Origin of the sequence: Nonomuraea sp. NPDC052116, from assembly GCF_040680035.1 — a bacterium.
Lineage (GTDB): Bacteria > Actinomycetota > Actinomycetes > Streptosporangiales > Streptosporangiaceae > Nonomuraea > Nonomuraea angiospora_A.
Window position 1 is genome coordinate 285,218 of sequence record NZ_JBFAWA010000005.1, and the last position, 25,741, is coordinate 310,958.

The window sequence follows — 25,741 nt, forward strand, 5'->3', positions numbered from 1 at the left end:
CTGGGAAGCGGACAAGCGAAAGGGCCGCCCGCAGGCGGCCCTTTAAGCTGAAACGGTCAAATTGCCATCTTCTTCTTGAGGTTCTCGTCCAGTGCGCTCAGGAAGTCCTGGGTGGTGAGCCACTTGGCGTCGCCGCCGACCAGGAGCGCCAGGTCCTTGGTCATCTGGCCGCCCTCGACGGTCTCGACGCAGACCTCTTCCAGCTTGTTGGCGAAGTCGGTCACGGCGGGGGTGTTGTCGAGCTTGCCCCGGTGGGCCAGACCGCGCGTCCACGCGAAGATCGAGGCGATGGGGTTGGTGGAGGTGGGGTTGCCCTTCTGGTGCTCGCGGTAGTGGCGAGTCACGGTGCCGTGCGCGGCCTCGGCCTCGACGGTCCTGCCGTCGGGGGTCATCAGGACCGAGGTCATCAGGCCGAGGGAGCCGAAGCCCTGCGCCACGGTGTCGGACTGCACGTCGCCGTCGTAGTTCTTCGCGGCCCAGACGTAGCCGCCCTCCCACTTCATCGCCGCGGCGACCATGTCGTCGATGAGGCGGTGCTCGTACGTGAGACCGGCCTTCTCGAAGTCGGCCTTGAACTCGGTCTCGTAGACCTCGGCGAAGATGTCCTTGAAGCGGCCGTCGTACGCCTTGAGGATCGTGTTCTTCGTCGACAGGTAGACCGGGTAGTTGCGGGCCAGGCCGTAGCGCATCGAGGCGCGGGCGAAGTCGCGGATCGACTCGTCCAGGTTGTACATCGCCAGCGCGACGCCGCTGCCGGGGAAGTCGTACACGTCGAGCTCGATCGGCTCGGAGCCGTCCTTCGGCGTGTACGTCAGGGTCAGCGTGCCCTCGCCGGGGATCTTCAGGTCGGTGGCGCGGTACTGGTCGCCGAACGCGTGACGGCCGACGACGATCGGCTTGGTCCAGCCGGGGACGAGACGCGGCACGTTCGACATGATGATCGGCTCGCGGAAGATCACGCCGCCGAGGATGTTGCGGATGGTCCCGTTGGGGGACTTCCACATCTTCTTGAGACCGAACTCCTCGACCCGCGCCTCGTCCGGGGTGATGGTGGCGCATTTCACACCGACGCCGTACTTCTTGATGGCGTTCGCGGCGTCGATGGTGACCTGGTCGTCCGTCTCGTCCCGGTACTGGATGCCGAGGTCGTAGTACTTCAGGTCGACGTCGAGGTAGGGAAGGATCAGCTGGTCCTTGATGAACTGCCAGATGATCCGGGTCATCTCGTCGCCGTCAAGCTCGACGACAGGACCCTCCACCTTGATCTTGGGCATGCGAATGGTTCCCCTTCAATGTTTTGATGCGTTGAGGCTATCGGACCGTCCGGTCATCAGGCGAAAAGGGACAGTATCAACGCTTTGAGCTCGTTGTTGTAGAGCAGGAGCGAGGTCAGGACCAGCACGAACCCGAACCCGGCCAGCGTGATGACGTCAACCTTCTTGCTGCGGATGGACAGCTGCCCACCGTAACCGGCGAAGCGGAGGGCGGCGGCGATCATGATGACGGCGCCCAGCGCGAACCCGCCCCAGCGCGGGTTCGCGAAAAAGATCACGAGTACGCCGATGACCGCACCCGCCAGAATCAGCGGGTACGGCCCCCAGCTCTCACGCTTGGTCCCGTGGCTCAACGTTCCTCTAGAGGCTTCCACTTCTGATCGGTCTCACCGATGTACTCACTGTCAGGTCGGATCAGCCTATTGTCTGCGTGCTGCTCTATGACATGGGCAGTCCAGCCAGACATTCGGCTGATCGAGAAGACCGGCGTGAAAAGGTCCGTCGGGATCCCGAGATAGTGGTAGACCGAAGCCGCGTAGAAGTCGACGTTGGGGTAGAGGCCCTTCGTCTCGAAGACGACCTCCTCCATCTCCTTGGACATCCGGTAGTAGGTGTCGTCGCCGCCGGCCTCGGCCAGTTCGGCGGACATCTTGCGCAGATGGGTCGCGCGCGGGTCCTCGGTCTTGTAGACGCGGTGCCCGAAGCCCATGATCTTCTCGTGGGCCGCCAGCTTGTCACGTACGACCTGGGCCACCTGACCCGGAGGGATCGACTCCAGCAGCTTCATGACCTGCTCGTTAGCCCCGCCGTGCAGCGGGCCCTTGAGGGTGCCGATGGCGGCGACGATCGCGGAGTGCATGTCCGAGAGGGTCGCGGCGCAGACGCGGGCGGCGAACGTGGAGGCGTTCATGGTGTGGTCGGCGTGCAGCACCAGGCACTCGTCGAAGATCTCGACCGCCCGGGGGTCGGGGACGCGGCCGGTGACCTCGTGCAGGAAGTTCGCGGCGATGCTGAGCGACGGGTCGGGCTCGGGAACGCTCCCGCCGGTGCGGGCGGCGTGGTAGCGGGCGACCAGCAGCGGTTGCTGCGCGGTCAGCCGGGCCGCCTTGCGCAGGTTGGCGTCGGGGGCGATGGAGTCCTTGTCCGCGTCGTCGGCGCCGGCCAGCGAGACCAGGCTGCGCAGCGCCTCCATCGGTTTCTGCTTCTCGGCGATCTCGGCGATGTTCGCGGAAGCCAGGGCGCCCAGCTCCCGGCCCTGCGCCAGCTCGTCGACGTACGCGTCGAGCTCGGACCGGTTGGGCAGCTTGCCACGCTGAAGCAGGTGTGCGGTCTCCTCGAACGTCGCGCGACCGGCCAGGTCGTGGATGTCGTATCCACGGTAGAAGAGCCGGCCGGCCTTTCCGTCAATGTCGCTCAGCGCTGTGGACGCGGCAACGACATCGGCCAGGCCTTTCGTGGGCTTGTCCGCCATGAGTGTTTCCTCCGCTTATCTTCGTCCGAAGTCTACCCGTGAGCAGGCAAAACCGGCCTCAAAGGTCCAGACCAATTTCACGCCGGATTCTCCTTTCGGCAAAGGCGATTCCGCATCCCCTCGTTTGGGTAAGCCGGAGCTGTAGTAATAGTTACGGCGGGCTACCTGGGGAGGAACTGCCGTGCCCAGGTGGAGGCGTGCCGTTCATACGCTGCCTCACAAGGGGAGGAACCGCCAGTGGAGGGGCCGTTCATACGCATCGAGGACACTGGCGAGGTGGTCCCGTTGCGCCCCGAGATCACGACGGTCGGGAGAGGCCGGGGGGTCGACATCCGGCTCAGCGATCCCAGTGTGTCTCGACTCCATGCCGAGTTCGTCAGACGAGGACCCTACCTGTACGTCGTCGACCTGGGGCTGTCCAGGAACGGCACGCGGGTGAACGGCAGGCCGATCGCCCGGAGGGTCCTTGACGACGGCGACGTGGTCTCCTTCGGCGCGGCGCGGGGTCGCATCGGTGGAGTCCCCCGAGAGGACTTCACCCCGGAGGTCGAGCTGCGCAGGGCGGCGGCGCCCGAGCTGACCAGGCGCGAGGTCGACGTGCTGACCTCGCTCTGCAGGCCGGCGCTGTCGGACGAGGCGTTCGTCGCCCCGGCGACCGCGCGCGAGATCGCCGACGACCTGGTCGTGACCGAGGCCGCGGTCAAGCAGCATCTGCTGCGGCTCTACCAGAAGTTCAGGATCCCCGAGGGCACCAACCGGCGCACGCGCCTGGCCAATGAGGTCGTCGCGCTCGGTCTGGTCCGTCCGACCCCCGTGGTGCCACCACAGCGGTCGACGGGCACCCCCGCCGAGCAGCCGTCGGCGGCTGGGCGAAGGGCTTCTTGACGACGGTTCTTGGGGCCTGATCGCGACCGGGGCTTCGGCGAGGGGTTCCGGCAGCGTCGGAACCTGAGCGTCAGCGTGCCCGCGACCCACGGGAAACGGGCACGTCGCCGGCCAGGAAACCGGCCGGCGACGCTCATCGGCGAAGCATGCGCTCAGATCACCCTGAAGCCGTTGCTCGGCTTGCTGGTCCGGTTGGCCCGGTCCACCGCGACCACGTAGTAGTGGTCGCCGCGCTTCCCGTCGGCGTCCGTCCAGCGGACCTGCCGGTCGCCGGGCACGACCGCGACCAGGTTGCGGGCGTCGGCGAAGTCGCGCGAGGACGCGTTCCCGCCGAAGCGGAAGATCGCGAACTGGAACGGCTCGTCCCTGCCGGTGGCCACCGCGCGCACCTCGACCCCGCCGGGCTTGCGCAGCGCGTACGCCAGGACCGGCCTGTGCGGCGGCTCGCCGTCGGCCAGCCGGGGCAGCACGGGAGCCAGCGCGGGCCGCTGGTAGTGGTCGTTGACGGCGGTCGTGATGGAGCCGATCCGGTCGACCTTGACGTCGTTGGCGTTGTACCAGATGTCGCCGCCGATCTCGGGGTGGTTCCGGTTGAGCGTCAAGTGGGCGGACAACTCGCCGGGGGCCTGCCACTGGGCCACCTGGGCCGGGTCGCCCGCCTTGTAGGCGGCCTGGCCGATCCACAGCAGCGTGTTCGTGCCGCTCGCCACGTCGGACCACCAGGGCACGAGCTTGGAGTAGTCGGCCGGCGGCTGCCCCATGTACCAGTAGAGCTGCGGCGCGATGTAGTCGAGCCAGCCCTTCTTGACCCAGCCCCGGGTGTCGGCGTGCAGGCTGTCGTACGACTGGCCGCCGTTGGTGTCCGAGCCGAGCGGGTCGGAGGCCTTGTTGCGCCAGATGCCGGACGGGCTGATCCCCCACGCGATCTCCGGCTTGGCCGCCAGGACGCGCTGCTGCATCTCCTGGACCATCAGGTCGACGTTGTTGCGCCGCCAGGTGGCCAGGTCGGGGAAGCCGGCGCCGTACTTGGCGAACGTGGCGCTGTCGTCGAAAGCCGTGGTGTTCGTGGGGTAGAAGTAGTCGTCGAAGTGCAGGCCGTCGATGTCGTAGCGGGTGACCGCGTCCATCATCGCGTCCTGGCAGAACTTCCGTACCTCCGGCAGGCCCGGGTTGTAGTACAGCTTGCCGCCGAACGGCAGGATCCAGTCGGGGTGCTTGCGCCCGGGGTGGTCGGGGTGCAGCTTGGCGGGGTCGGGCTGCATCGAGACGCGGTACGGGTTGAACCAGGCGTGGAAGGCCAGGCCGCGCTTGTGCGTCTCCTCCACGGCGAAGCCGAGCGGATCATAGCCGGGGTCCTGACCTTGGGTTCCGGTCAGATACTGTGACCAGGGCTCGAACGGTGACGGCCAGAACGCGTCCGCGGTCGGCCTGATCTGCACGAACACCGAGTTGAGCTTGCGCTGCACGGCCACGTCCAGCCAGGCGACGAACTCGGCCTTCTGCTCGTCGGCGGTCAGCCCTGGCTTCGACGGCCAGTTGATGTTGACCACCGAGGCGATCCACATACCGCGCATCTGACGCAACGGCGGCACGTAGTCCTGCGCCAAGGCAGGCATCGGAACGGCGGTGGCGGCGGCAGCGAGGGCGAGGCCCTTCAAGAGAGTCCGTCTGCTCGGCATGGGGGGTGGCCTCTCGGAAAGTGGTTGTATCGAAGGCGACGATGACAGAAAATTACCTTCAGATCAACAACCGTGAAGGAAAGTGCCGATGAGCGGTGACCTGTCCAGACTGGCGATGACAGTGCTGCACCCAGGGTACGAGGGGACCTCGGTCCCCGACTGGCTGCGCCGCGCGCTGGGCGAGGGTCTGGGCGGAGTTGTGCTGTTCGCCCGCAACGTCATAGATGCGCAGCTCGTACGGCATTTGCGCGCCGAGAACCCGGACACCGTCGTCGCGATCGACGAGGAGGGCGGTGCGGTCACCCGGCTGGAGGTCCAGGCCGGCAGCTCCTTCCCCGGCAACCGGGCCCTGGGCGTGGTGGACGACGTGACGCTCACCGAGCGCGTGGGCCGCCAGATCGGCCGGATGCTCGGCGAGCTGGACATCACGCTCGACTACGCGCCCGACGCCGACGTGAACTCCAACCCGGCCAACCCCGTCATCGGCATCCGCTCCTTCGGCCCCACGCCCGACCTGGTCTCCCGGCACACGGTCGCGTACGTGAACGGCGTCCAGGGAGCGGGCGTGGCCACGTGCGCCAAGCACTTCCCCGGCCACGGGGACACTGTGACCGACTCCCACCTGGCGCTGCCCACCGTGCACGCCTCGCGCGAGGTGCTCTTCGCGCGCGACCTGCCGCCGTTCCGGGCCGCGATCGCCGCCGGGGTGCGCTCGATCATGTCGGGCCACCTGCTCGTCCCCGCTCTCGATCCGTCGATGCCGGCGACGCTGAGCCGTACCGCCATGACCGAGCTCCTGAGGGGCGAGCTCGGCTTCGACGGGATGCTCGTCACCGACGCGATCGAGATGCAGGCGGTGGCCGCCATGTTCACGCCGGGCGAGATCGCGGTGCGGGCCCTGAACGCGGGCGTGGACGCCATCTGCGTGGGGCTGGCCACCGAGGAGAGCCTGCACGCGATGCGCGACACGATCGTGGCCGCCGTACGCGCCGGCGAACTGCCCGAGGAGCGGCTCGCGGAGGCGGCCGCTCGGGTGCTCGCGCTCTCCCAGTGGTACGGGGCGCAGGCGGCGCTGCGCGACAAGGCCCGGGGCGACGTGGACGAGGGTGTGGGCCTGGAGGCGGCCAGGGCGGCGCTGACCACCTCCGGCACCGCCAGGCTCGACCGCGCCCCGCTGGTGGTCGAGGTCAACACCCGCTTCAGCAAGGCCGTGGACCCCTCGACGCCGACCGGCATCACGGCGGCCCTCACCTCCCTCCTGCCGAACACGGCCCGGCTGCAGCTCGAACCCATGGGCGACCTGCCCGACCTGGCAGCCGACGGGCGGCCGATCGTGCTGGTGGTGCACGACGCCGCCCGGTACGACTGGGTGCGTTCGACGGTGGCCAAGGCGCTGGCGGTGCGGCCCGACGTGATCGTGGTGGACACCGGCGTGCCGGCTCCGCCCGGCGAGGCCGTCCACCTGGCCACCCACGGCATCTCCCGCGTGTCCGCACAGGCGGCGGCAGAATGGCTGACCCAGTGACCGCCGAACCCGCGAACCCGGTCGCCACCGTACGCGCCGTCCTGCCCTCGCTCACCCCGGCGGCGCAGGCCATCGCCCGCATCATCCTGGACGACCCCGGGCTGGTGGTGCGCAGCACGATCACCGAGTTCAGCGCGGTCTCCGGGACGAGCGAGGCCACCATCGTGCGCACGGCCCGGGCCCTCGGGTTCGCGGGATACTCGCAGATGCGCTTCGCCCTGGCGGCGGCCGTGGCCAAGGAGCCGGAGCGGCTGGTGCCCGGCGACCTCGGGCCCGACGACCCGCTGACGGACGTTATCGCCAAGGTCGCCCGCGCCGAGTCGGAGGCGCTGGCCGACACCGCCGCGCAGCTCGACCCCGACCAGCTGGGCGACGTGGTGAAGGCCATCTCGGTGGCGCGGCGGGTGGACGTGTACGGGGTGGGGGCCTCGGGGCTGGTGGCGGCGGACATGTCGCAGAAGCTGCTGCGGATCGGGCTGTCCAGCCATCCGTTCAGCGATGCGCACCTGGCTCTGACCAGCGCGGCGCTGCTCAAGGAAGGCGACGTCGTGGTGGCGATCAGCTGCAGCGGCGAGACGCCCGACGTGCTGGTGCCCGCCCGCACCGCGGCCGACACCGGGGCGCTGGTCGTGGGCATCACCAACAACCCCCGGTCGTCGCTGGCGGAGCTGGCCGATCACACGCTGGTGTCGGCGGGGCGGGAGACGGCGTTCCGGCCTGGGGCGCTGGCGAGCCGGATCAGCCAGTTGTTGATCGTGGACTGCATCTTCGTGGGGCTGGCGCAGCGGACGTACGACACGGCCGATGCGGCCATCCGGGCCACCCGGGACGCCACGGACCGCTACCGCAACCGCTGACGTCGCGGGCGGTGGTCAGGCGCGGGCGACCGACAGGGCGGCCAGGTCGGCCTCGATCTTGGCGGCCGTGGCCAGCAGCGGCGGCAGGAGGTCGCGGCGGGCCGCCTGCAGGGTCGTACGGCTGGCGTGGGTCGAGACGTTCACGGCGGCCACCGTCCGCCCCGAACGGTCGCGGATCGGCGCGGCGATCGAGCGCAGCCCCTCCTCCAACTCCTGGTCCACCATCGCCCACCCCCGCCCGCGCACCTTGCCCAGCTCCGCCCGCAACGCGGCCGGCAGCACGATCGTGTGCGAGGTGAGGCGGCGCAACGAGGCCCCCTCCAGGTACGCGTCCAGCTCGTCCGGCGGGAGGGCGGCCAGCAGGACCCGCCCCATCGACGTGCAGTACGCGGGGAACCGGGTCCCGATGCTGATCGTCACCCGCATGATCCGCGCCGTCGCCACCCGCGCCACGTAGACGACGTCCTCCCCGTCCAGCACCGCCACCGAGGCCGACTCGTGCACCTCGGCCGCCAGGCGTTCCAGGTGCGGGTCGGCGACCTCGGGCAGCGACAGGCTCGACAGGTACGCGTACCCCAGCTCCAGCACCCGGGGCGTGAGCGAGAACAGCCGCCCGTCGCTGCGCACGTACCCCAGGTCCTCGAGCGTGAGCAGGAATCGCCTGGCCGCGGCCCTGCTGAGGCCGGTCGCGCGGGCCACCTGGCTGAGCGTCAGCTCAGGGTCGGTGGCGCTGAACGCCCGGATCACCGCGAGCCCCCGGGCCAGCGACTGAACATGATCAACCATCGTGATCCCCTTGACATGAGCTGGCAAGAGCGTAGGTTCCGCGATACGGGATTGTTCGGTCAGAGAATACATGTGCGCATCGCGAACAAATAGGAGCAGCCGTGCGTCGCGCTCTCATCGTCCTCGCCGCCTTGATCACGGCCGCCTGCGGCGGCACCCAGCCCTCGACCTCCCCCGGCCAGGCCAAACAGGCAGACAAGGTCAACGCCGGCGTGATCGCGATCGTCGACACCGCTCCGATCCACCTCGGCAAGGCCAAGGGTTTCTTCACCGAGCAGAACATCGATCTCACCATCACCCCGGTCCAGGGCGGCGCGGCCGCCGTCTCGGGGGCGGTGAGCGGGCAGTTCCAGTTCGCGTTCGCGAACACGACCTCGCTGCTGACCGCCAAGCAGCAGGGCCTCGACGTCAAGGTGGTCGCCAACGGCGTCTCCTCCACCGGCCAGCAGGGCAAGGACTTCAGCGCGGTGCTGGTCAAGCAGGACAGCCCGATCAGGACGGCCAAGGACCTGGCGGGCAAGAAGATCTCCGTCAACCAGCTCAAGAACATCGGCGACACGACCGTACGCGCCTCCGTGCGCAACGCGGGAGGCGACCCCACCGGCATCGAGTTCGTGGAGCTGCCCTTCCCGGACGCGCCCGCCGCGCTGCAGAGCGGCCGGGTGGACGCGATCTGGGTGGTCGAGCCGTTCGTCAGCCAGGCCGTCAGCCAGGGAGCGCGCCCCGTGGCCTGGAACTTCGCCGACGCCGCCCCCAACCTCACCGTCGCCATGTACTTCACCACGGGCCGGACCGACGCCGACCTGACCAGGCGGTTCACCGCGGCGATGCGCAAGTCGCTGGAGTACGCGGACGCGCATCCGGACGAGGTCAGAGAGGTGCTGAAGACGTACACCAAGATCGCGCCCGAGGTGATCGCGAAGATCAACCTGCCGAAGTGGCCCGTCGAGGTCAACAAGGCCTCCGTGCAGACCGTGGCCGACCTGGCGCTGGCCGACGGGGTGCTCAAGCAGAAGGTCGACGTCTCGGCGCTGGTGCCGTGACCGGCTCGCTGAACCGGCTCGGGTACGGGCTCGCCGGCCTCGGCGGGCTGCTGGTGCTCGCGGAGGCCGTACCGCGGCTGGGCCTGGTCGACGAGCGGTTCCTGCCGCCCGCCTCGCGCATCCTGGGCACGCTCGCCGCCGAGCTGGCCACGCCCGAGCTGTGGATCGCGCTCGGCGAGACCATGCTCGGCTGGGTGCTGGGGCTGGCGCTGGCGTTCTGCGCGGCGGTGGCGGCCGGGGTGGTCATCGGGATCGTGCCGGGCCTGCGCGCGATGACCAACTCCACCGTCGAGTTCCTGCGCCCGATCCCATCGGTCGCGCTGGTGCCGCTGGCGACGCTGCTGTTCGGGCCGTCGCTGGGCTCGACGCTCCTGCTCGTGGTGTACGCGTCGTTCTGGCAGGTGCTCATCCAGGTCCTGTACGGCGTCGCGGCCGTGGACTCCGTGGCCTTCGACACCGCCCGGTCGTACGGGCTGTCGGCCTGGTCCAGGGTCAGGCACCTGGTGTGGCCGACGGCGCTGCCGTACGTCATGACCGGGCTCCGGCTGGCGGCGGCGGTGGCCTTCATCCTGGCGGTGACGGCCGAGCTCGTGATCGGCAGCCCCGGGCTGGGCGCCGAGATCCAGGTGGCGCAGAGCAGCGGGGCCGTGCCGACCGTGTACGCGCTGATCGTGCTGGCCGGGCTGGTCGGCATCGGCGTGAACGCGGCCGTGCGGCTCCTGGAGCGCCGGGTGCTGGCCTGGCATCCGAGCGTCCGGTCGGAGGTGGCCGCATGATGCGGGTCGTCAGGCTGCTCACCCTGCCGGCGGCGCTGGTGCTGCTCTGGTGGGCGGTCAGCGGGAGCTCGTTCTACCTGCCGAGCCCCGGCCTGGTCGGGCAGGCGTTCGCGGAGACCTGGTTCTCCGAGCGGGTGGTCGAGGACGTGCTGCCGAGCGTGGGGCGGCTGCTGGCGGGCTACGCGGTGGCGGGGCTGCTGGGCGTGGGCCTCGGCGTGCCGATCGGGCTGTCGCCGCGGCTGCGTGCCACGCTCGAACCGGTGCTGGAGTTCTTCAGGGCCATCCCGCCGCCGGTGCTGGTGCCGCTGATCATGTTGCTGGCCGGGATCGACACCCCCATGAAGGTGCTGGTCATCGTCTCGGGCTGCCTGTGGCCCATCCTCCTGAACACCGTGGAGGGCGTACGGGCGCTGGACGAGGTGCTCGCCGACACCTGCCGCATGTACGGCGTACGAGGAACCGCCAGATTGCGGCGGTTCGTGCTGCGCGGCGCCAGCCCGCAGATCATGACCGGGCTCCGGCAGGCGCTGTCCATCGGGATCATCCTCATGGTCATCAGCGAGATGTTCGCCAGCTCCAGCGGGCTGGGGTTCACGATCCTGGTGTTCCAGCGGCAGTTCCAGATCGCCGAGATGTGGAGCGGGATCCTGCTGCTCGGGCTGATCGGCCTGACCCTGTCCGTCCTCTTCCGCCGCGTGGAGCGGCGGGTCCTGGCCTGGTACTACGGCAGTGGAGCCGCCCGTGCTTGAGATCTCCTCGTTGCGCAAGGTCTACGAGAGCCCCGGCCGCACCGTCGAGGCGATCCGCTCGATCACGTTCGGCGTCGGCGCCGGCGAGCTGGTGTGCGTGGTGGGGCCGTCGGGGTGCGGCAAGACCACGCTGCTGAGGTGCGTCGCCGGGCTGCTGCCGGTCAGCGGGGGCGAGGTGCGGGTGGACGACGTGCCCGTGACCGGGCCGCCGCCGCGGATGGCCGTGGTGTTCCAGGAGTACGGGCGCAGCCTCTTCCCCTGGATGACCGTGCGCGAGAACGTCGAGCTGCCGCTGAAGGAGAAGAAGGTGCCCGCCGGGCAGCGGCACGAGCTGGTCCACGGCTCCTTGAACGCGGTCGGTCTCGGCGACGCCGCCGACGCCCATCCGTGGCAGCTCTCCGGCGGCATGCAGCAGCGGGTGGCCATCGCCAGGGCGGTGGCGTACCAGCCGCAGGTGCTGCTGATGGACGAGCCGTTCGCCGCCGTGGACGCCCAGACCCGAGCGGACCTGGAGGACCTGATCCTGCGGCTGTGGCGGGACCTGGAGGTGACCACGCTGTTCGTCACCCACGACATCGACGAGGCCGTCTACCTGGGGCAACGCGTGATCGTGCTGTCCTCGTCGCCGACCGTGATCCTGGAGGACCTGAAGGTGGATCTGCCGCCCGAACGCGACCAGCTGACGACCCGTTCGCTGCCCCGGTTCGGCGAGTTGCGCGGGCACGTCTACCGGCAGATCCAGCGGGCCAGGGACCGGCGATGACGACCGTCCGGGACGCCACGTTCGACGTGCTCAGGCGGTACGGGCTGACCACGATCTTCGGCAACCCCGGCTCCACCGAGGTGACCCTGCTGACCGGGCTCCCGGACGACCTGCGTTTCGTGCTCGCCCTCCACGAGGGGTCCGTGGTGGGGATGGCCACGGGGTGGGCGATCGGACACGAGGCGCCCGCGCTGGCCGTGCTGCACACCACGGCCGGGCTGGGGAACGCGGTGGGGGCCATCGCCACCGCCCGGGTGAACCGGGTGCCGCTGGTGATCCTGGTCGGGCAGCAGGACCGGCGGCATCTGGCGCTGGAGCCGTTCCTGACCGGGCACCTGAGCGGGCTGGCCGGGGACTATCCGGTGCGGGTGGACCAGCCGGTGCGCGCGCAGGACGTGCCCGGGGCGGTGGCCCGGGCCTTCCACGAGGCGACGACCTTCCGCGGGCCCGCGCTGGTCGTGGTGCCGATGGACGACTGGGAGGCGCCCTTCTCGGGGGAGACGGTGGCGGCGCCCGCGCGGATGGTGCGGCCCGCCGGCATCCCGGACGGTGACCTCGCGCCGCTGGTGGAGCTGCTGTCGGGGGCCCGGTCGCCGGCGATCGTCGCGGGCGCGGGGGCCGGGTGGGAGGCGCTGGTCGCGCTGGCCGAGCGGCTCGGGTGTCCCGTGTTCCAGGAGTCGTTCGGGGGGCGGGCCGGGTTCCCGCAGGACCATCCGCAGTACGCGGGGGTGCTGCCCGCCGACCGGGTTCGGCTGCGGGAGGCGCTGGCGGGGCACGACGTGGTGCTCGCGGTGGGGGCTCCCGTCTTCCGGCAGTACCCGTACGCGCCCGGTCCCCTGGTGGCGGCGGGGACGTCGGTCGCGGTCATCACGGACGACCCGGCCGAGGCGCATCGCAGCCCGGCCGACCTGGCCTACCTCGCCTCGCCGTCGGCCGTCTGCGCCCGGCTGGCCGCTCTGCTCCCCTCATCGTCACCGGCCGCGGGACGGGCTCCCATGGCGGACGTTCCCGAACTGCCGGCTGCGGGGCGGCCGTTGCGGGCGGCGCACGTGCTGCGCGAGCTGGCGCAGCGGCTGCCCGCCGACACCGTGCTCGTCGAGGAGACCCCCTCGTCCCGCCCCGACCTGCACCGGCTCGTGCCCGCCAGGACCCCGCTCGGCTTCCTGTCGGCAGCCATGGGCGGGCTGGGGTTCGCCGTGCCCGCCGTGGTGGGCCTGCGGATGGCGCTCCCCGACCGGCCCGTGGTCGCCGTCGTGGGCGACGGGTCGGCCCTCTACGGCGTGCACGCGCTCTGGAGCGCCACGCACTACCGGGTGGGCGCGCTGTTCGTCGTGCTCTCCAACGGCCGGTACGCGATCATGGACCGGCTGGCCGACAAGCAGGGCGGCAAGGCGCCGTGGCCGCCGTTCACCGAGGTGGACATGGGCGGCCTGGCCAGGTCTTTGGGCTGCCCCGCCAGGCGGGTGGACTCGTACGACGAGCTGACGGCGGCACTCGACGAGGTGCTGCCGTCGCTCGCGGCCCGCGAGGAGCCCCTGCTGCTCGACGTGACCGTGACCGTGGATCCGGACTTCCAGCCTTAGGAGGCTCACCATGACGTTCCTCGACCCCAAGATCTGGACGGGATCGATCTTCGACGGCGGATGGACGGCCTCGCGCGCCGGTGACGCGCCCGTCACCGAGCCCGCCACCGGCGACGAACTCGGCCGCGCGGGCACCGCCGGCGCCGACGACGTGGCGGCCGCCGCCGTACGGGCCCGGTCGGAGCAGCGGGCGTGGGCCGCCACGCCGTACGAGGAGCGGGCGGCGCTGCTGCGGCGGGCCGGACGGCTGTTCGAGGAGCACGCGCAGGAGATCCAGGACTGGATCGTCAGGGAGTCCGGCGGCGTGCCGGGCAAGGCCGGGTTCGAGACGCACGTGGCGGCGCAGGAGTGCTACGAGGCGGCGGCGCTGGCCTCGCAGCCCTTGGGCGAGGTGCTGCCGACGGCCCGCAAACGGCTCAGCTTCGCGCGGCGGGTGCCGGTCGGGGTCGTGGGGGTGATCGCGCCGTTCAACTTCCCGCTGATCCTGGGCATCCGGTCGGTCGCCCCGGCGCTGGCGCTGGGGAACGCGGTGGTGTTCAAGCCGGACCAGCGTACGGCCGTGTGCGGCGGGTTCGCGATCGCGCGGGTCTTCGAGGAGGCCGGGCTGCCCAGCGGGCTCCTGCACGTGCTGCCCGGCGGTCCCGAGGCCGGTCAGGCGCTGGTCGCCGACCCGAACATCCCCGTGATCTCCTTCACCGGCTCCACCGCCGCCGGGCGCAAGGTCGGGGAGGCGGCGGCGCGCCTGCTCAAGCGGGTCCACCTGGAGCTGGGCGGGAACTCGGCGCTGGTCGTCTTCGACGACGCCGACCTCGGGGCCGCCGCGTCGGCGGGCGCGTGGGCGTCGTTCTTCCACCAGGGGCAGATCTGCATGACCTCGGGACGGCACCTCGTGCACGAGGCCGTGGCCGAGGAGTACGTCGAGCGCCTGGCCGCCAAGGCCACGGGGCTGCCGGTGGGCGACCCCGCCACCGGGCAGGTCGCGCTCGGGCCCCTGATCGACGCCGGGCAGCGCGACCGGGTGCACGAACTGGTCACCGCGAGCGTCTCCGCCGGGGCCCGGCTCGCCGCCGGGGGGACGTACGAGGGGCTGTTCTACCGGCCGACCGTGCTGGCCGAGGTGCCGGTGAGCGCGCCGGCGTACGCGGAGGAGGTGTTCGGGCCGGTGGCGCCGGTGACGACGTTCTCCACGCTGGAGGAGGCGGCGGCGCTGGCCGCGGACTCGGAGTACGGCCTGTCGCTGGGCATCCTCACGCGGGACGTGATGAAGGGGATGGCGCTGGCCGACCTGGTGCCGACGGGGATCGTGCACATCAACGACCAGACCGTGGACGACGAGGCCGTGGCGCCGTTCGGCGGGGTGGGGGCGTCGGGGACGGGAGCGCGGTTCGGCGGCACCGGGGCGAACGTCGACGCCTTCACCGAGACGCAGTGGGTCACCATGCAGGGGGACATCGCCGCGTACCCGTTCTAGGGGGCTGCTCGCGCGGGACACCGCCCCGCGCGAGCAGCCCGTGTGTCAGGCGCGTTCGGCCGCCTCGACCACGTTGGACAGCAGCAGGGCGCGGGTCATGGGCCCGACGCCGCCCGGGTTGGGCGTCAGGAACCCCGCGACCTCCGCCACGTCGAGCGCCACGTCACCGGCGATCTTGCCGTTGACGCGGGAGACCCCCACGTCGAGGACGGCCGCGCCGGGCTTGACCATGTCACGGGTGATCAGGCCGGGTACGCCCGCCGCCGCCACCACGATGTCCGCCCGGCGAACGTGTCCGGCCAGGTCCTGGGTGCCGGTGTGGCAGAGGGTCACGGTGGCGTTCTCGCTGCGGCGGGTGAGCAGGAGGCCGAGCGAACGGCCCACCGTGATGCCGCGCCCGACCACGGCCACCTCGGCGCCCTTGATCGGCACGCCGTACTCCTGCAGGAGCAGCACGATGCCGTACGGGGTGCACGGGAGCGGGGCGTCGACCATGTGGACGAGGCGGCCCAGGTTGATCGGGTGGAGGCCGTCGGCGTCCTTGGCCGGGTCCATGCGCTCGAGCAGCGCCATCGCGTCGAGGTGCTTGGGGAGGGGAAGCTGGACGATGTAGCCGGTGCACTCGGGTGAGGCGTTGAGCTCGTCGATGGCCGCCTCGACCTGGGCCTGGGTGGCGGTCGCCGGGAGGTCGACGCGGATGGAGGCGATGCCCACCTCGGCGCAGTCGCGGTGCTTGCCCGCGACGTAGATCTGGCTGCCGGGGTCGTCACCCACGAGAACGGTGCCCAGGCCGGGCGTGATGCCGCGTTCCTTGAGCGCGGCCACTCGGGTCGTGAGGTCTGCCTTTATCTTGGCGGCGGTCGCCTTGCCGTCGAGTTTCACTGCGCTCATGCGGCAATCCTTCCACGTCCCCTCACGCCCTCAACACGCCACTCCCAACCACCCTTGCCCCGAGAGCACGGTCGGCCCTGGGGGGCGCGAATATCCACAAGTTATCCACAGGGACCAGGCGGCCGGCCCCAGTTATCCACAGGCGATCGTTGACATCGTTGTCATTGATCTTGGAAGGGCTTAGTGTTGCGGGCGCCAGCAACCTGCGCGCCAAGAAGGTCGAACTCGTGCCCGGACTCGAACACCCTGGCGATCCCCGCCAGCCCGACAACCACCACAAACATTGATGAACTACGTACTTGCCATCGACATCGGAGGGACCAAGCTCGCCGCCGCACTGGTGGACGAGGAAGGTTCCGTGTTGCGTTCCGGTACGCGGCCCACGCCGCGTACGGACGTCATGTCCGCCCTGGCGGCTCTCATCACGGAAGTGACCGAGGGCGGCCCGCCGCCGGAAGCCGTCGGGATCGGATGCGCCGGACCGCTGGACCTGACCGCCGGAACGGTGAGCCCGGTGAACATGCCCAGCTGGCGCGGATTCCCCTTGCGCGAGGAGGTGCGGAAGCTGACAGGGCTGCCCACCGTGCTCGCCGGCGACGCACAGTGCTTCGCGCTCGGCGAGCACTGGTTGGGAGCGGGACGCGACAGCACATCCCTGCTCGGCATCGTCGTGTCCACCGGGATCGGCGGCGGATTGGTGATCGACGGCATGCCACTCCTGGGACTCACCGGGAATGCCGGACATGTCGGCCACATGTCCATCGACCCCAACGGCGAGCGGTGCGAGTGCGGCGGCCGGGGCTGCGTCGAGCGCTACGCCAGCGGACCCAATCTCGCCCGCTGGGCCTTGGACAACGGCTGGTCCCCTGCCCTCGATGGGTCCGAGGAGAAGGCGGACGCCCGAGCGCTCGCCAGGGACGCGGCAGCGGGCGATCCGGTCGCGGTGGCGGCGTTCGAACGCGGCGCACGGGCGCTGGCCGGAATGATCGCCTCAACGGCGGCCGCGGTCGAGATCACCAACGTGGTCATCGGGGGTGGCGTGTCGGCGGCCGGGAAGGTGCTGTTCGATCCGCTGGAGCGCATCCTCGATGACGTGGCCGGGCTGGCGTTCGTCCGAGCGGTGCAGGTCCATCAGAGCACCCTTGGCGTGGACGCAGCTCTGGCGGGAGCAGCCCGTTTGGCGTCTATGGCCCGTTAGACGGCCTTTGAACGCCTCCTGCCGGTACGCGATCGATCGATGGCGTACCGGCAGGAGGCGCTGGTTCTGGTGAGCGAGCCGCACTGGATGAAGGACGCCCTGGAGGCATCGACCTCGGCTCCAGCGAAACCCGCTCTCCGAGGCGGGGGCCATCCGGGGAAGTAGCGCCCGGGGGGGGTGGAGCGGTGGGTTACTCGCGTTCGGCGGCCTGGGCTTCGCGGCGTTCGATGATCCGGCGGGTGATCGGGATGATCTCCACCACGCGGCTGCCGAGGTAGGCCCCGATCAGGGCGAGCACCAGGAGAACGAAGGGGCTGGTGGCGATGCCGTTCATGGTGACGAAGACCTGCAGGATCAACTCGAGCAAGAGGGGCTCCGGGGGATCGGGCGAGCTAGGGGTGGCACTCAGGGTAACCGCAGCCGGCGTGTGCTTGCCCATAAAACGACCAAACGACAACATGATCGTCCATGCCGCTCTTTAGCGGACTATTGAGACGCCATCGGACGATCATCACGCAATGAGCGCCGGGACACCGACTCGTACGCGGCGACAAATCAGTCGCCCCTCACAGGCCGATCGTCCCGCCCTGGGTAACACCGCGATCCCCACCGTGAGCGACACAGCGATTGCCGCATCCTGAGCCACGCGGTGCTCCCCTACCGCATGCGGTAGCGCAGCACAGCCCCGCGCATTGCACGACAAGCGTCCCCGCCGCACCCCACCAAAGCCCCGAGCGAAAACGACGGCTCCCGCCGGACCAGGCGGTCGGGGGGTGCGGTGGCCTGCCGTGCGTGGCAAAGGTGCCTTGGGTGGCGTGGCGGTCCGGGTTGCCGAAGGTGGGCGTGCGCGTTGGTCGGAGCCGGGGTTGCGGTGGCCGTGCACGGCCACCGGGGTGTGGGGAGGGCCAGAGGGGGTTCTGGCCCTGGAAGTGGTGAAGGTGCGGGTCGCTGTGGGTGGGTCAGTGGAAGAAGTGGCGGGTGCCGGTGAAGTAGAGGGTGATGCCGGCCTTTTCGGCGGCCTCGATGACTAGTTCGTCCCGGATCGAGCCGCCGGGCTCCACGATGAACCGGACGCCCGCGTCGATCAGCACCTGTGCCCCGTCCGGGAACGGGAAGTACGCGTCCGAGGCCGCGACCGCACCCTCCGCGCGCTCGCCCGCCCTGGAGACCGCCAGGCGGCACGAGTCGACCCGGTTGACCTGGCCCATGCCCACGCCCACCGTCGCCCCGCCGCTGGCCAGCAGGATGGCGTTGGACTTCACCGAGCGGCAGGCGCGCCAGGCGAACTCCAGGTCCGCCAGCTGCTCGGGCGAGGCCGGGGTGCCGGTCTTGAGTTCCCACTGCGCGGCCGAGTCGCCGGACGCGTCCACCTTGTCCACGGACTGCGCCAGGACGCCGCCGTCGATCTCGCGGAGCTCCACCTGCCGCGACGGCCCCTCCGGGCACTCCAGCAGGCGCAGGTTCTTCTTGGCCCGCAGGACCTCCAGCGCCTCCGCCGCGTAGGACGGCGCGATGACGACCTCGGTGAAGATGTCGGCGATCTGCCCGGCCAGCTCGGCCGTGACCTCGCGGTTGACGGCGATCACGCCGCCGTACGCCGAGACGGGGTCGCACGCGTGCGCCTTGCGGTGCGCCTCGGCCACGTCGGCGCCGATGGCGATGCCGCACGGGTTCTGGTGCTTGATGATGGCCACGCACGGCTCACTGAAGTCCCAGGCGGCCCGCCAGGCGGCGTCGGAGTCGAGGTAGTTGTTGTACGACATCTCCTTGCCGTGCAACTGCTCGGCGTTGGCCAGCCCGCTGGTGCCCGCCGTGTAGAGGGCGGCGCTCTGGTGCGGGTTCTCGCCGTAGCGCAGCGTGGCCTTGCGCTCGTACGTCGCCCCCGTGAAGGCCGGGAACCGGTCCTCCCCGTACGTCCGCGCGAACCAGTTGGCCACCGCCACGTCGTACGAGGCCGTGTGCGCGTACGCGATGCCCGCCAGCCCTCTGCGCTCGGCCAGCGTGAAGCCGCCCTCGGTCAGCGCGTTGAGCACGTCGCCGTAGAACCCGGGGTCGACCACGACGGCGCAGGTGTTGTGGTTCTTGGCGGCGCCGCGGATCATGGCGGGCCCGCCGATGTCGATCTGCTCGACGCACTCCTCGTCGGACGCGCCGGAGGCCACCGTCTCCTGGAACGGGTAGAGGTTGACCACGACCAGCTGGAACGGGTCGATCTCCAGCTCCTCCAGCTGGGACACGTGGTGCGGCTTGGTGACGTCGGCCAGCAGGCCGGCGTGCACGCGCGGGTGCAGCGTCTTGACCCGCCCGTCCAGGCACTCCGGGAACCCGGTGAGCTGCTCGACCTTGGTCACCGGGATCCCGAACGACGAGATCGCGGCGGCCGTGCCACCGGTCGAGACGATCTCCACCCCGGCGCCGTCGAGGGCTCTGGCCAGCTCCTCGAGCCCGGACTTGTCGTAAACAGCGATCAGCGCGCGCCGGATGGCGATGCGTGTCACGTGGATTCCCCTCCTGTTAGGTTGCCGATGCGGACCTGGCGTCCGCTGACCGTCCAGCCCTCGCGAGCCATCCGGCCGACGATCTCGACGAGCAGGCGCCGCTCGACGGTCTTGATGCGCTCGTGCAGGACCGCCTCGTCGTCGTCCGGGAGTACGGACACCGCCTCCTGGGCGACGATCGGCCCGGTGTCGACGCCGGAGTCGGCCAGCATCACCGTGCAGCCGGTCACCTTGACCCCGTGGGCGAGCGCGTCCCGCACGCCGTGCGCGCCGGGGAACGACGGCAGCAGCGCCGGGTGCGTGTTCAGCACGGGAAAGGCGTCGAGGGTCGGCGGCCCCAGAATTTTCATGAAACCCGCCGACACCACCAGGTCAGGCTCGTACGCGGCGATTCTGGCCGCGATGGCGGAATCCCATTCCGCCCGCGTCGCATAATCGCCCAGTTTTTCAACAAAAGTTGGGACTTGTGCCCTCGTTGCTCTGGCCAGCCCTTCGATCCCATCCCTGTCCGCGCCGACCGCGACCACACGAACCCCGTACGACGGGTCGGCGGAAGCGTCCAGCAGGGCCTGTAGGTTGGTTCCAGAGCCGGAGACGAGGACGACGAGCCGCCCAGCCTTAGACACGCACACTCCAATAAGGAAACAGGGTGGGGGTGTCAGAATATCGGTTCCTCGCCCGGCGACGCAGAGGAGGTCAGGTGTCGACACCGGTGCAGGCACCGGCAGGCCAGCAGCCCGCCGATTCGGCGGGTCGCCGAGCGATCTGGTTGTCCATCGCAGCGCTGGCCATGACGTTCATGTTGCCGCTCGCAGGCCTGGTCATGGCGCTGTTCGCGCTCGTGGCGGGGATCCGGGCGCTGCCGCTGCTGAAGTCCGCGGGCCGGTCCACAGGCGTCGCCGTCGGCGGCATCACGATCTCCTCGATCGCGCTGGCGCTGTCGGCCATGGCCACGGGGATGCAGCTGTACCTGATGGACGAATACTCGGCCTACCAGGAGTGCATGAAGGGCGCGGGGACCGTTTCGGCGCAGGGTGAGTGCTTCACGCAGTTCAGGGACGCGGCCCAGCGCAAGCTGCCCGCCGACGTGCTGCAACTGCTCGGCACCGTGCAGCCCTGAGCCGGACGCGGGTCAGTCGCGGTCCCAGGCGTACGGGTCGAGGTAGATGACGTGGCCGCCGCGGTCGTCCGACTCGTCCACGATGTCCTTGCGGGGCGGGCGGTCGGGCTGCGGCAGGCGCGGGCGGGCCTGGGCCAGCGTCTCGGCCTCGGCTGAGGCGTGCTCGTCCTGCCAGTCGTCCCGGATGACCGGGATCTCCTGGGTGTCGGCCTCGGTGGCGTCCATCCAGTGGCCGGGCAGCGGGCGCGGGTCCGACTCGGCCAGGCCGACCTTGCTCGCCGCCTTGGCGATGGCGGCCCCGGCCTTGCGTACGGGGGCGGCCGCCTTGTCGAGCGGCGTGCGGGCGCGCTTGTTGAGCAGCAGCAGGTTGGCCACGCCGGCGGAGATGCCCGCGGCCACGCCGACCTCCACCGCGACGGAGAGCGCCACCTCCCAGGGCGAGGGCCCGATCGTGGCCAGCCGCCCGCCGCCGATGGGCCCGCCGGACAGCGCCGCCAGCAGTCCCGCCACGAGCCCGGTGACGACCCCGCTGAGGAACCCCCACAGCGGCGCCGCCTCGTAGGAGGGCGACGGCGAGATCCGGGCCACCATGACCCCCGCGACGGCCCCCGCCGCGAACGGCACCGCGACCACCGCCATCATCCACCCCGGCACGGGCCCGCTCTCCGGCAACGCCCCCAGCAGCGGCAGGCTCGGCACCGTGGCGAGCTGCACCCCCGTGGGCGCGACCAGGGTCTCGGCGCCGATCGCGAACCCGGGCCCGGCGATGTAGGAGGAGGCCCAGACGACGGCGTTCAGCAGGTAGAGGAGTTGCAGCAGCAACAGCAGCACCCCGCCGACGAGCCCCGGCGAGAGCACGTCGGACAGCTCCTTGACCTGCCCGAAGTTCAGCACGATGGCGACCAGCACCAGCGCGAGCCCGGCCACGAGCAGCAACGCCGTGGCGACCGCCGTGCCGACGGTGACCGCGCGCACCCGCTCGGGCAGCAGCCGCAGCATCACCCGCCAGGGCCCGATCATCCGCGCCGTGGCCAGCGACCCCGCCAGGAACGCCAGCACGAAGTGGCTGAGCAACGCCTCGCCGATGAACGGCTGCGTGATCTCGTTGCTCGCCGCGAGCGCGATCAACCCCGCGAGCAGCGCGTACGGCGCCGCCAGCGACACCCCCGCCTGGACGACCACGGCGAGCTGGGCGCGGCGACGGGCCCCGGCCTGCTCCTTGGGGCTGTTCTTCGGCAGCCGGGCGGGCAGCCGCAGCCGCAGGTCGGCGTCGCGGGCCATCCACCGCCCGGCGCGGTAGAGGAGCACGGCGGGCAGCACGATCAGCCCCAGCGGCAGCAGCCCGACCCGCCCGCCCTGGATCGCGAACCCGGCGTGGTGCGCGGCCAGCCAGAGCTGCGCCGCGGTGCGGAACACTCCTGGCAGCCCCGTGCCCAGCGTGCCGCGCGGCGCGGCGATCCAGCCGACGAGGGTGAGCGTGGTGAGCGCGGCCAGCCCGACGCCCAGCGTGGCGGCGGCGGCCAGCATCCCGGACACGGGTAGCGGCCGCCTCGTCTCGTCGTCGTCGCCCGAGCTCCCGGGGAGCTTGCCTAGCATCGACCGGGGGGCAGCACGCAACTGGTCGAGAATCGCCGTCACAGTAGGCGATTTTCTCAAGGTTTCCCGACCGGCGCTTGGTTGACGCGCCGCCGTCCACCCACTTTGTGACGTCGAACTACACCCAATTTGTCCTCCGGGCCCCGGACCGGCCACGGAGACGGCCCACGGGGCGGCGTAACAGCGGCCGGCCCCGCGCACCTCGTGACCGTCTCCCTGGACAGGGGCCGGCCACGTGCGGCGGGTGGGTTGCCCGCCGTAAGCGTAAAAGATGGGGAAGGGAAAGCCCCGTGCGGTGAGACCCGCACGGGGCTTTCGAAAAAACCCGATGATCAGCGCGCCTGCATGATCTCGCGCATGAGGCGGGCGGTCTCGGAGGGGGTCTTGCCGACGCGGACGCCGACCTTCTCCAGGGCCTCCTTCTTGGCCTGGGCGGTGCCCGCGGAGCCCGACACGATGGCGCCGGCGTGGCCCATGGTCTTGCCCTCGGGGGCGGTGAAGCCCGCGACGTAGGCCACGACCGGCTTGGTGACGTGCTGCTCGATGTAGGCGGCCGCCCGCTCCTCGGCGTCACCGCCGATCTCGCCGATCATGACGATCGCGTCGGTGCCCGGGTCCTCCTGGAACGCCTGGAGCGCGTCGATGTGGGTCGTGCCGATGACGGGATCGCCACCGATGCCCACAGCGGTCGAGAAGCCGAAGTCACGCAGCTCGTACATCAGCTGGTACGTCAGCGTGCCCGACTTCGAGACCAGGCCGATGCGACCCGCGGTGGTGATGTCGGCCGGGATGATGCCCGCGTTGGAGGCACCGGGGGAGGCGATGCCGGGGCAGTTGGGGCCGATGATGCGGGTCTTGTTGCCCTTGGAGACGGCGTACGCCCAGAACGCGGTGCTGTCGTGGACCGGGACGCCCTCGGTGATCACCACGCACAGCGGGATCTCGGCGTCGATGGCCTCGATGACCGCGTCCTTGGTGAACGCCGGCGGCACGAACACGACCGACACGTCGGCGCCGGTCTTCTCCATGGCGTCCTTGACCGTCCCGAACACCGGCAGGCCCTCGTGCGTGATGCCGGCCTTGCGGGCGTTCACGCCGCCGACGACGCGGGCGCCGGAGGCGAGCATGCGGCGGGTGTGCTTGGTGCCCTCGCCACCGGTCATGCCCTGAACGATGATCTTGCTGTTCTCAGTCAACCAGATGGCCATGGGTCACGCACCTACCGCAGCGAGCTCGGCGGCACGCTTGGCCGCGTCGTCCATCGTGTCTACCAGCTCGACCCGCGGGAGCGCGGCGTCGGCCAGGATCTGCCGCCCGAGCTGGGCGTTGTTGCCGTCGAGGCGCACCACGAGCGGGTGGGTCACGGCCTCGCCGCGGCTCTCCAGCAGCTTGAACGCCGAGACGATGCCGTTGGCGACGGCGTCGCAGGCGGTGATGCCGCCGAAGACGTTCACGAAGATCGACTTGACGCTCGGGTCGGAGAGGATGATCTCCAGGCCCGCGGCCATGACCTCGGCCGAGGCGCCGCCGCCGATGTCGAGGAAGTTCGCGGGGGACGGCTTGCCGGGGAACGGCTCGCCCGCGTACGCCACCACGTCGAGCGTGGACATGACCAGGCCCGCGCCGTTGCCGATGATGCCGACGTCGCCGTCGAGCTTGACGTAGTTGAGGTCCTTCTCCTTGGCCTTGGCCTCGAGGGGGTCCTCGGCCGCCTTGTCGGCCAGCGCCTCGTGGTCGGCCTGGCGGAAGGAGGCGTTGTCGTCGAGCGTGACCTTGCCGTCGAGGGCCTTCACCTGGCCGTCGGCGGACAGGATCATGGGGTTGACCTCGACGAGCGTGGCGTCCTCGTCGACGAAGCAGCACCAGAGCTTCTCGATGAGGTCGGCGGCGCCGTCGAGCGCCTTCTCCGGCAGGCCGCCGGCCACCGCGATCTCGCGGGCCTTCGCGCGGTCGATGCCGGTCAGCGCCGAGACCGGCACCTTGGCGACCTTCTCGGGCGCGGTGTGGGCGACCTCTTCGATGTCCATACCGCCCGCGGCGGAGCAGATGGCGAGGAAGGTACGGTTCGCGCGGTCGAGCAGGAAGGAGAAGTAGTACTCCTCCGCGATCGCGCTGGCCTCCTCGACGAGGACCTTGTGGACCGTGTGGCCCTTGATGTCCATGCCGAGGATGGCTTCGGCCTTCGTCACGGCGTCGGCCGCGTCGTCGGCCACCTTGACGCCTCCGGCTTTGCCTCGGCCACCGGTCTTGACCTGGGCCTTGACGACAACGCGGCCGGTCAGCTCCTCGGCGGCCGACCGCGCCTCCTCCACGTTGTGTGCGACGATGCCGCGTGGCACCGGGATGCCGTAGTCGGCGAAGAGCTCCTTCGCCTGATGTTCGAACAGGTCCACGAGGGTCCGTCCTCTTCCGTTTGGTCGCTCGCCCTCTGTCGGGTTCGCGCCCTGCTTTTCCGACTGATGTTCGACGCCCCGGGCAACCCGTGCGTGCCGGGCGTTTCCGCCGGTAAAGCCTAGCCCGAAGCTTGACCTGCACAGGTCATGGGGGCATGGTTCTTCCGCTCTGTGACGGTCATCTCACTTCTCCAGGGCCGACCCTGCACGAAAAATGCACCGTTTTGGCATCGCGTGACCGGGCTGTCGATATATGGTCGTGATCTTCTATTGGCAGGCTTCTGCTCCCTCTCCTTTTGAATCGAACGGGGAAATCGTATGAAGCGAATTCTCGCGGGCTTGGCGTTAACCACGGCCGCAGCGCTCGTTACCGCCACACCTGCCGCGCAGGCCGCGCCGGTGGACCCGGTGAAGGCGCTCAAGAAGCAGTTCGTCGCGGGGCACGGTGTACGGATCTCCGAGAAGACCCGGATGTCCGTGGACGGCAAGAGCGTCGGGGTCAGCACGACGCTCGGCTCTTTCGAGTTCGGCAAGTCCGGAATCGTCGCGAGCGATGTCCGGACCCGCAAGCCCAGCAAGGACAAGAGCCTTGCGGCCGCGCTCGCCCCGCCGCGCATCATCACGGTCGGCGGCTACAGCTACGTTCAGGGCGGGCTGTTCACCGAGGACCTGCCCGAGGGCAAGAAGTGGGTTCGCTACGGCGGTGGCGAGGCGACCGGCGGCACCTACAACCAGATCCTCGACATCTTCGAGCCGAAGGTGCTGAAGACGCTGGTGTCGCGTGCCAAGAGCTTCAAGGGCGGCACGTACAAGGGCGCCCTCACGTACAGCGAACTGGCCAAGGCCTACGGTCAGAAACTGTCCGGCACGATCGGCAAGATCAAGATTGACTACGCGCTGAAGGTCAACTCCAAGGGCCTGGTCACCACGCTCACCTCGGGCTGGAGCCTGGACTTCGGCGTCCTGGGCAAGACCCGCTCCGAGACCGAGACCCGGTACCTCGGGTGGGGATCCAAGGTCAAGATCAAGGCTCCGGCCAAGGACCTGTGGGTCGACGTGGACGACCTCGGTGAGGACAGCGACGTTCCGCAGGAGATCCCGAACAACTCCCTGAACTCGCTCGCCAACTGAGCAACCCTCTCCGCCTCCTTCCGCCCGCTGGGTGGGAGGAGGCTTTTCTCCT

24 protein-coding genes are annotated in these 25,741 nt (G+C 70.3%); 12 read left to right on the plus strand and 12 right to left on the minus strand.

Translation table 11 applies throughout. The annotated features are described in order from the left end of the window. Positions 1-56: 56 nt before the first annotated feature. The 3 genes from AB0L65_RS11600 to AB0L65_RS11610 are packed head-to-tail and all read right to left on the minus strand — an operon-like array spanning position 57 to position 2,745. Positions 57-1,274, minus strand: coding sequence for an NADP-dependent isocitrate dehydrogenase (locus tag AB0L65_RS11600; RefSeq protein ID WP_364243457.1), 1,218 nt, complete (start codon positions 1,272-1,274; stop codon positions 57-59). A gap of 56 nt (positions 1,275-1,330) precedes the next feature. Then, a complete protein-coding gene (locus AB0L65_RS11605; RefSeq protein WP_364243460.1) occupies positions 1,331-1,648 on the minus strand; it encodes a DUF3017 domain-containing protein in 318 nt (105 codons plus the stop codon). Next, positions 1,624-2,745, minus strand: a complete 1,122-nt coding sequence (locus AB0L65_RS11610; protein ID WP_364243463.1) for a citrate/2-methylcitrate synthase — start codon at positions 2,743-2,745, stop codon at positions 1,624-1,626. The genes AB0L65_RS11605 and AB0L65_RS11610 overlap by 25 nt, the downstream gene beginning before the upstream one ends. A gap of 237 nt (positions 2,746-2,982) precedes the next feature. Here AB0L65_RS11610 and AB0L65_RS11615 point away from each other — a divergent pair, with 237 nt between their 5' ends. Then, positions 2,983-3,630, plus strand: coding sequence for an FHA domain-containing protein (locus AB0L65_RS11615; protein ID WP_364243466.1), 648 nt, complete (start codon positions 2,983-2,985; stop codon positions 3,628-3,630). Between the two features lie 152 nt (positions 3,631-3,782). On the opposite strand, the gene AB0L65_RS11620 is transcribed toward AB0L65_RS11615, so the two are convergent. Then, positions 3,783-5,246: a family 10 glycosylhydrolase gene (locus AB0L65_RS11620; RefSeq protein WP_364243469.1), complete on the minus strand. Its 1,464-nt coding sequence runs from the start codon at positions 5,244-5,246 to the stop codon at positions 3,783-3,785. Positions 5,247-5,397: 151 nt separating this feature from the next. Between AB0L65_RS11620 and AB0L65_RS11625 the strand changes: the two genes are divergently transcribed. Next, positions 5,398-6,834 carry a glycoside hydrolase family 3 protein gene (locus AB0L65_RS11625; protein WP_364243472.1) on the plus strand — a complete coding sequence of 479 codons (1,437 nt, stop codon included), beginning with the start codon at positions 5,398-5,400 and terminating at the stop codon, positions 6,832-6,834. Then, complete coding sequence (locus tag AB0L65_RS11630; RefSeq protein ID WP_364243475.1) at positions 6,819-7,691, plus strand: MurR/RpiR family transcriptional regulator; 873 nt, start codon at positions 6,819-6,821, stop codon at positions 7,689-7,691. Before AB0L65_RS11625 ends, AB0L65_RS11630 begins: the two co-directional genes overlap by 16 nt. Before the next feature lie 15 nt (positions 7,692-7,706). Here the strand turns inward: AB0L65_RS11630 and AB0L65_RS11635 are convergent, their stop codons facing one another. Beyond that, the gene (locus AB0L65_RS11635; protein WP_355190428.1) at positions 7,707-8,477 is read right to left on the minus strand and encodes an IclR family transcriptional regulator; all 771 of its coding nucleotides are present in this window, start codon (positions 8,475-8,477) and stop codon (positions 7,707-7,709) included. 101 nt (positions 8,478-8,578) lie between these two features. Between AB0L65_RS11635 and AB0L65_RS11640 the strand changes: the two genes are divergently transcribed. Genes AB0L65_RS11640 through AB0L65_RS11665 form a run of 6 tightly spaced genes read left to right on the plus strand, consistent with a single transcriptional unit; the run spans position 8,579 to position 14,862 of the window. Beyond that, entirely contained in the window at positions 8,579-9,520 is a 942-nt protein-coding gene (locus AB0L65_RS11640; protein ID WP_364243478.1) for an ABC transporter substrate-binding protein, read from the plus strand. Then, positions 9,517-10,296, plus strand: a complete 780-nt coding sequence (locus AB0L65_RS11645; RefSeq protein WP_364243481.1) for an ABC transporter permease — start codon at positions 9,517-9,519, stop codon at positions 10,294-10,296. Before AB0L65_RS11640 ends, AB0L65_RS11645 begins: the two co-directional genes overlap by 4 nt. Further along, complete coding sequence (locus AB0L65_RS11650) at positions 10,293-11,045, plus strand: ABC transporter permease (RefSeq protein WP_364243484.1); 753 nt, start codon at positions 10,293-10,295, stop codon at positions 11,043-11,045. The genes AB0L65_RS11645 and AB0L65_RS11650 overlap by 4 nt, the downstream gene beginning before the upstream one ends. After that, positions 11,038-11,808 (plus strand): ABC transporter ATP-binding protein, encoded by a 771-nt coding sequence (locus tag AB0L65_RS11655; protein WP_364243487.1) that lies wholly within the window; start codon positions 11,038-11,040, stop codon positions 11,806-11,808. Before AB0L65_RS11650 ends, AB0L65_RS11655 begins: the two co-directional genes overlap by 8 nt. After that, entirely contained in the window at positions 11,805-13,391 is a 1,587-nt protein-coding gene (locus AB0L65_RS11660; RefSeq protein ID WP_364243490.1) for a thiamine pyrophosphate-dependent enzyme, read from the plus strand. The genes AB0L65_RS11655 and AB0L65_RS11660 overlap by 4 nt, the downstream gene beginning before the upstream one ends. Positions 13,392-13,401: 10 nt before the next feature. Beyond that, entirely contained in the window at positions 13,402-14,862 is a 1,461-nt protein-coding gene (locus AB0L65_RS11665) for an aldehyde dehydrogenase family protein (protein ID WP_364243493.1), read from the plus strand. 45 nt (positions 14,863-14,907) lie between these two features. Here the strand turns inward: AB0L65_RS11665 and AB0L65_RS11670 are convergent, their stop codons facing one another. After that, positions 14,908-15,753 carry a bifunctional methylenetetrahydrofolate dehydrogenase/methenyltetrahydrofolate cyclohydrolase gene (locus AB0L65_RS11670; protein ID WP_364243496.1) on the minus strand — a complete coding sequence of 282 codons (846 nt, stop codon included), beginning with the start codon at positions 15,751-15,753 and terminating at the stop codon, positions 14,908-14,910. A 286-nt stretch (positions 15,754-16,039) separates the two neighbouring features. Here AB0L65_RS11670 and AB0L65_RS11675 point away from each other — a divergent pair, with 286 nt between their 5' ends. Continuing rightward, complete coding sequence (locus tag AB0L65_RS11675) at positions 16,040-16,951, plus strand: ROK family protein (protein WP_364243499.1); 912 nt, start codon at positions 16,040-16,042, stop codon at positions 16,949-16,951. 190 nt (positions 16,952-17,141) lie between these two features. On the opposite strand, the gene AB0L65_RS11680 is transcribed toward AB0L65_RS11675, so the two are convergent. The 3 genes from AB0L65_RS11680 to purN form a co-directional block, all read right to left on the minus strand. Next, positions 17,142-17,318, minus strand: a complete 177-nt coding sequence (locus AB0L65_RS11680) for a hypothetical protein (RefSeq protein WP_350731209.1) — start codon at positions 17,316-17,318, stop codon at positions 17,142-17,144. A gap of 592 nt (positions 17,319-17,910) precedes the next feature. After that, positions 17,911-19,449, minus strand: a complete 1,539-nt coding sequence (gene purH / locus AB0L65_RS11685) for a bifunctional phosphoribosylaminoimidazolecarboxamide formyltransferase/IMP cyclohydrolase (protein ID WP_364243502.1) — start codon at positions 19,447-19,449, stop codon at positions 17,911-17,913. Continuing rightward, a complete protein-coding gene (gene purN / locus AB0L65_RS11690; protein ID WP_350731205.1) occupies positions 19,446-20,075 on the minus strand; it encodes a phosphoribosylglycinamide formyltransferase in 630 nt (209 codons plus the stop codon). The genes purH and purN overlap by 4 nt, the downstream gene beginning before the upstream one ends. Before the next feature lie 74 nt (positions 20,076-20,149). Between purN and AB0L65_RS11695 the strand changes: the two genes are divergently transcribed. Next, positions 20,150-20,569, plus strand: coding sequence for a hypothetical protein (locus tag AB0L65_RS11695; protein ID WP_350731203.1), 420 nt, complete (start codon positions 20,150-20,152; stop codon positions 20,567-20,569). Between the two features lie 12 nt (positions 20,570-20,581). Here AB0L65_RS11695 and AB0L65_RS11700 read toward each other — a convergent pair whose 3' ends face one another. The 3 genes from AB0L65_RS11700 to sucC all read right to left on the minus strand — a co-directional run bounded on the left by AB0L65_RS11700 (position 20,582) and on the right by sucC (position 24,558). Next, positions 20,582-22,165: a DUF6350 family protein gene (locus tag AB0L65_RS11700; RefSeq protein ID WP_364243505.1), complete on the minus strand. Its 1,584-nt coding sequence runs from the start codon at positions 22,163-22,165 to the stop codon at positions 20,582-20,584. Positions 22,166-22,497: 332 nt separating this feature from the next. Continuing rightward, complete coding sequence (gene sucD / locus AB0L65_RS11705) at positions 22,498-23,373, minus strand: succinate--CoA ligase subunit alpha (protein WP_350731199.1); 876 nt, start codon at positions 23,371-23,373, stop codon at positions 22,498-22,500. 3 nt (positions 23,374-23,376) lie between these two features. Then, positions 23,377-24,558, minus strand: coding sequence for an ADP-forming succinate--CoA ligase subunit beta (sucC, locus tag AB0L65_RS11710; protein ID WP_355378417.1), 1,182 nt, complete (start codon positions 24,556-24,558; stop codon positions 23,377-23,379). A 339-nt stretch (positions 24,559-24,897) separates the two neighbouring features. Here sucC and AB0L65_RS11715 point away from each other — a divergent pair, with 339 nt between their 5' ends. Beyond that, positions 24,898-25,689, plus strand: coding sequence for a hypothetical protein (locus AB0L65_RS11715; RefSeq protein ID WP_364243509.1), 792 nt, complete (start codon positions 24,898-24,900; stop codon positions 25,687-25,689). Positions 25,690-25,741 lie beyond the last annotated feature (52 nt).

What these genes read in the sequence shown, in the direction of transcription:
- AB0L65_RS11600 (WP_364243457.1), bottom strand. Translation starts at nt 1,274, where the DNA reads ATGCCCAAGATCAAGGTGGAGGGTCCTGTCGTCGAGCTTGACGGCGAC.
- AB0L65_RS11610 (WP_364243463.1), bottom strand. Translation starts at nt 2,745, where the DNA reads ATGGCGGACAAGCCCACGAAAGGCCTGGCCGATGTCGTTGCCGCGTCC.
- AB0L65_RS11620 (WP_364243469.1), bottom strand. Translation starts at nt 5,246, where the DNA reads ATGCCTGCCTTGGCGCAGGACTACGTGCCGCCGTTGCGTCAGATGCGC.
- AB0L65_RS11625 (WP_364243472.1), top strand. Translation starts at nt 5,398, where the DNA reads ATGAGCGGTGACCTGTCCAGACTGGCGATGACAGTGCTGCACCCAGGG.
- AB0L65_RS11630 (WP_364243475.1), top strand. Translation starts at nt 6,819, where the DNA reads ATGGCTGACCCAGTGACCGCCGAACCCGCGAACCCGGTCGCCACCGTA.
- AB0L65_RS11635 (WP_355190428.1), bottom strand. Translation starts at nt 8,477, where the DNA reads ATGGTTGATCATGTTCAGTCGCTGGCCCGGGGGCTCGCGGTGATCCGG.
- AB0L65_RS11650 (WP_364243484.1), top strand. Translation starts at nt 10,293, where the DNA reads ATGATGCGGGTCGTCAGGCTGCTCACCCTGCCGGCGGCGCTGGTGCTG.
- AB0L65_RS11660 (WP_364243490.1), top strand. Translation starts at nt 11,805, where the DNA reads ATGACGACCGTCCGGGACGCCACGTTCGACGTGCTCAGGCGGTACGGG.
- AB0L65_RS11665 (WP_364243493.1), top strand. Translation starts at nt 13,402, where the DNA reads ATGACGTTCCTCGACCCCAAGATCTGGACGGGATCGATCTTCGACGGC.
- AB0L65_RS11670 (WP_364243496.1), bottom strand. Translation starts at nt 15,753, where the DNA reads ATGAGCGCAGTGAAACTCGACGGCAAGGCGACCGCCGCCAAGATAAAG.
- AB0L65_RS11675 (WP_364243499.1), top strand. Translation starts at nt 16,040, where the DNA reads ATGAACTACGTACTTGCCATCGACATCGGAGGGACCAAGCTCGCCGCC.
- AB0L65_RS11700 (WP_364243505.1), bottom strand. Translation starts at nt 22,165, where the DNA reads ATGCTAGGCAAGCTCCCCGGGAGCTCGGGCGACGACGACGAGACGAGG.
- sucD (WP_350731199.1), bottom strand. Translation starts at nt 23,373, where the DNA reads ATGGCCATCTGGTTGACTGAGAACAGCAAGATCATCGTTCAGGGCATG.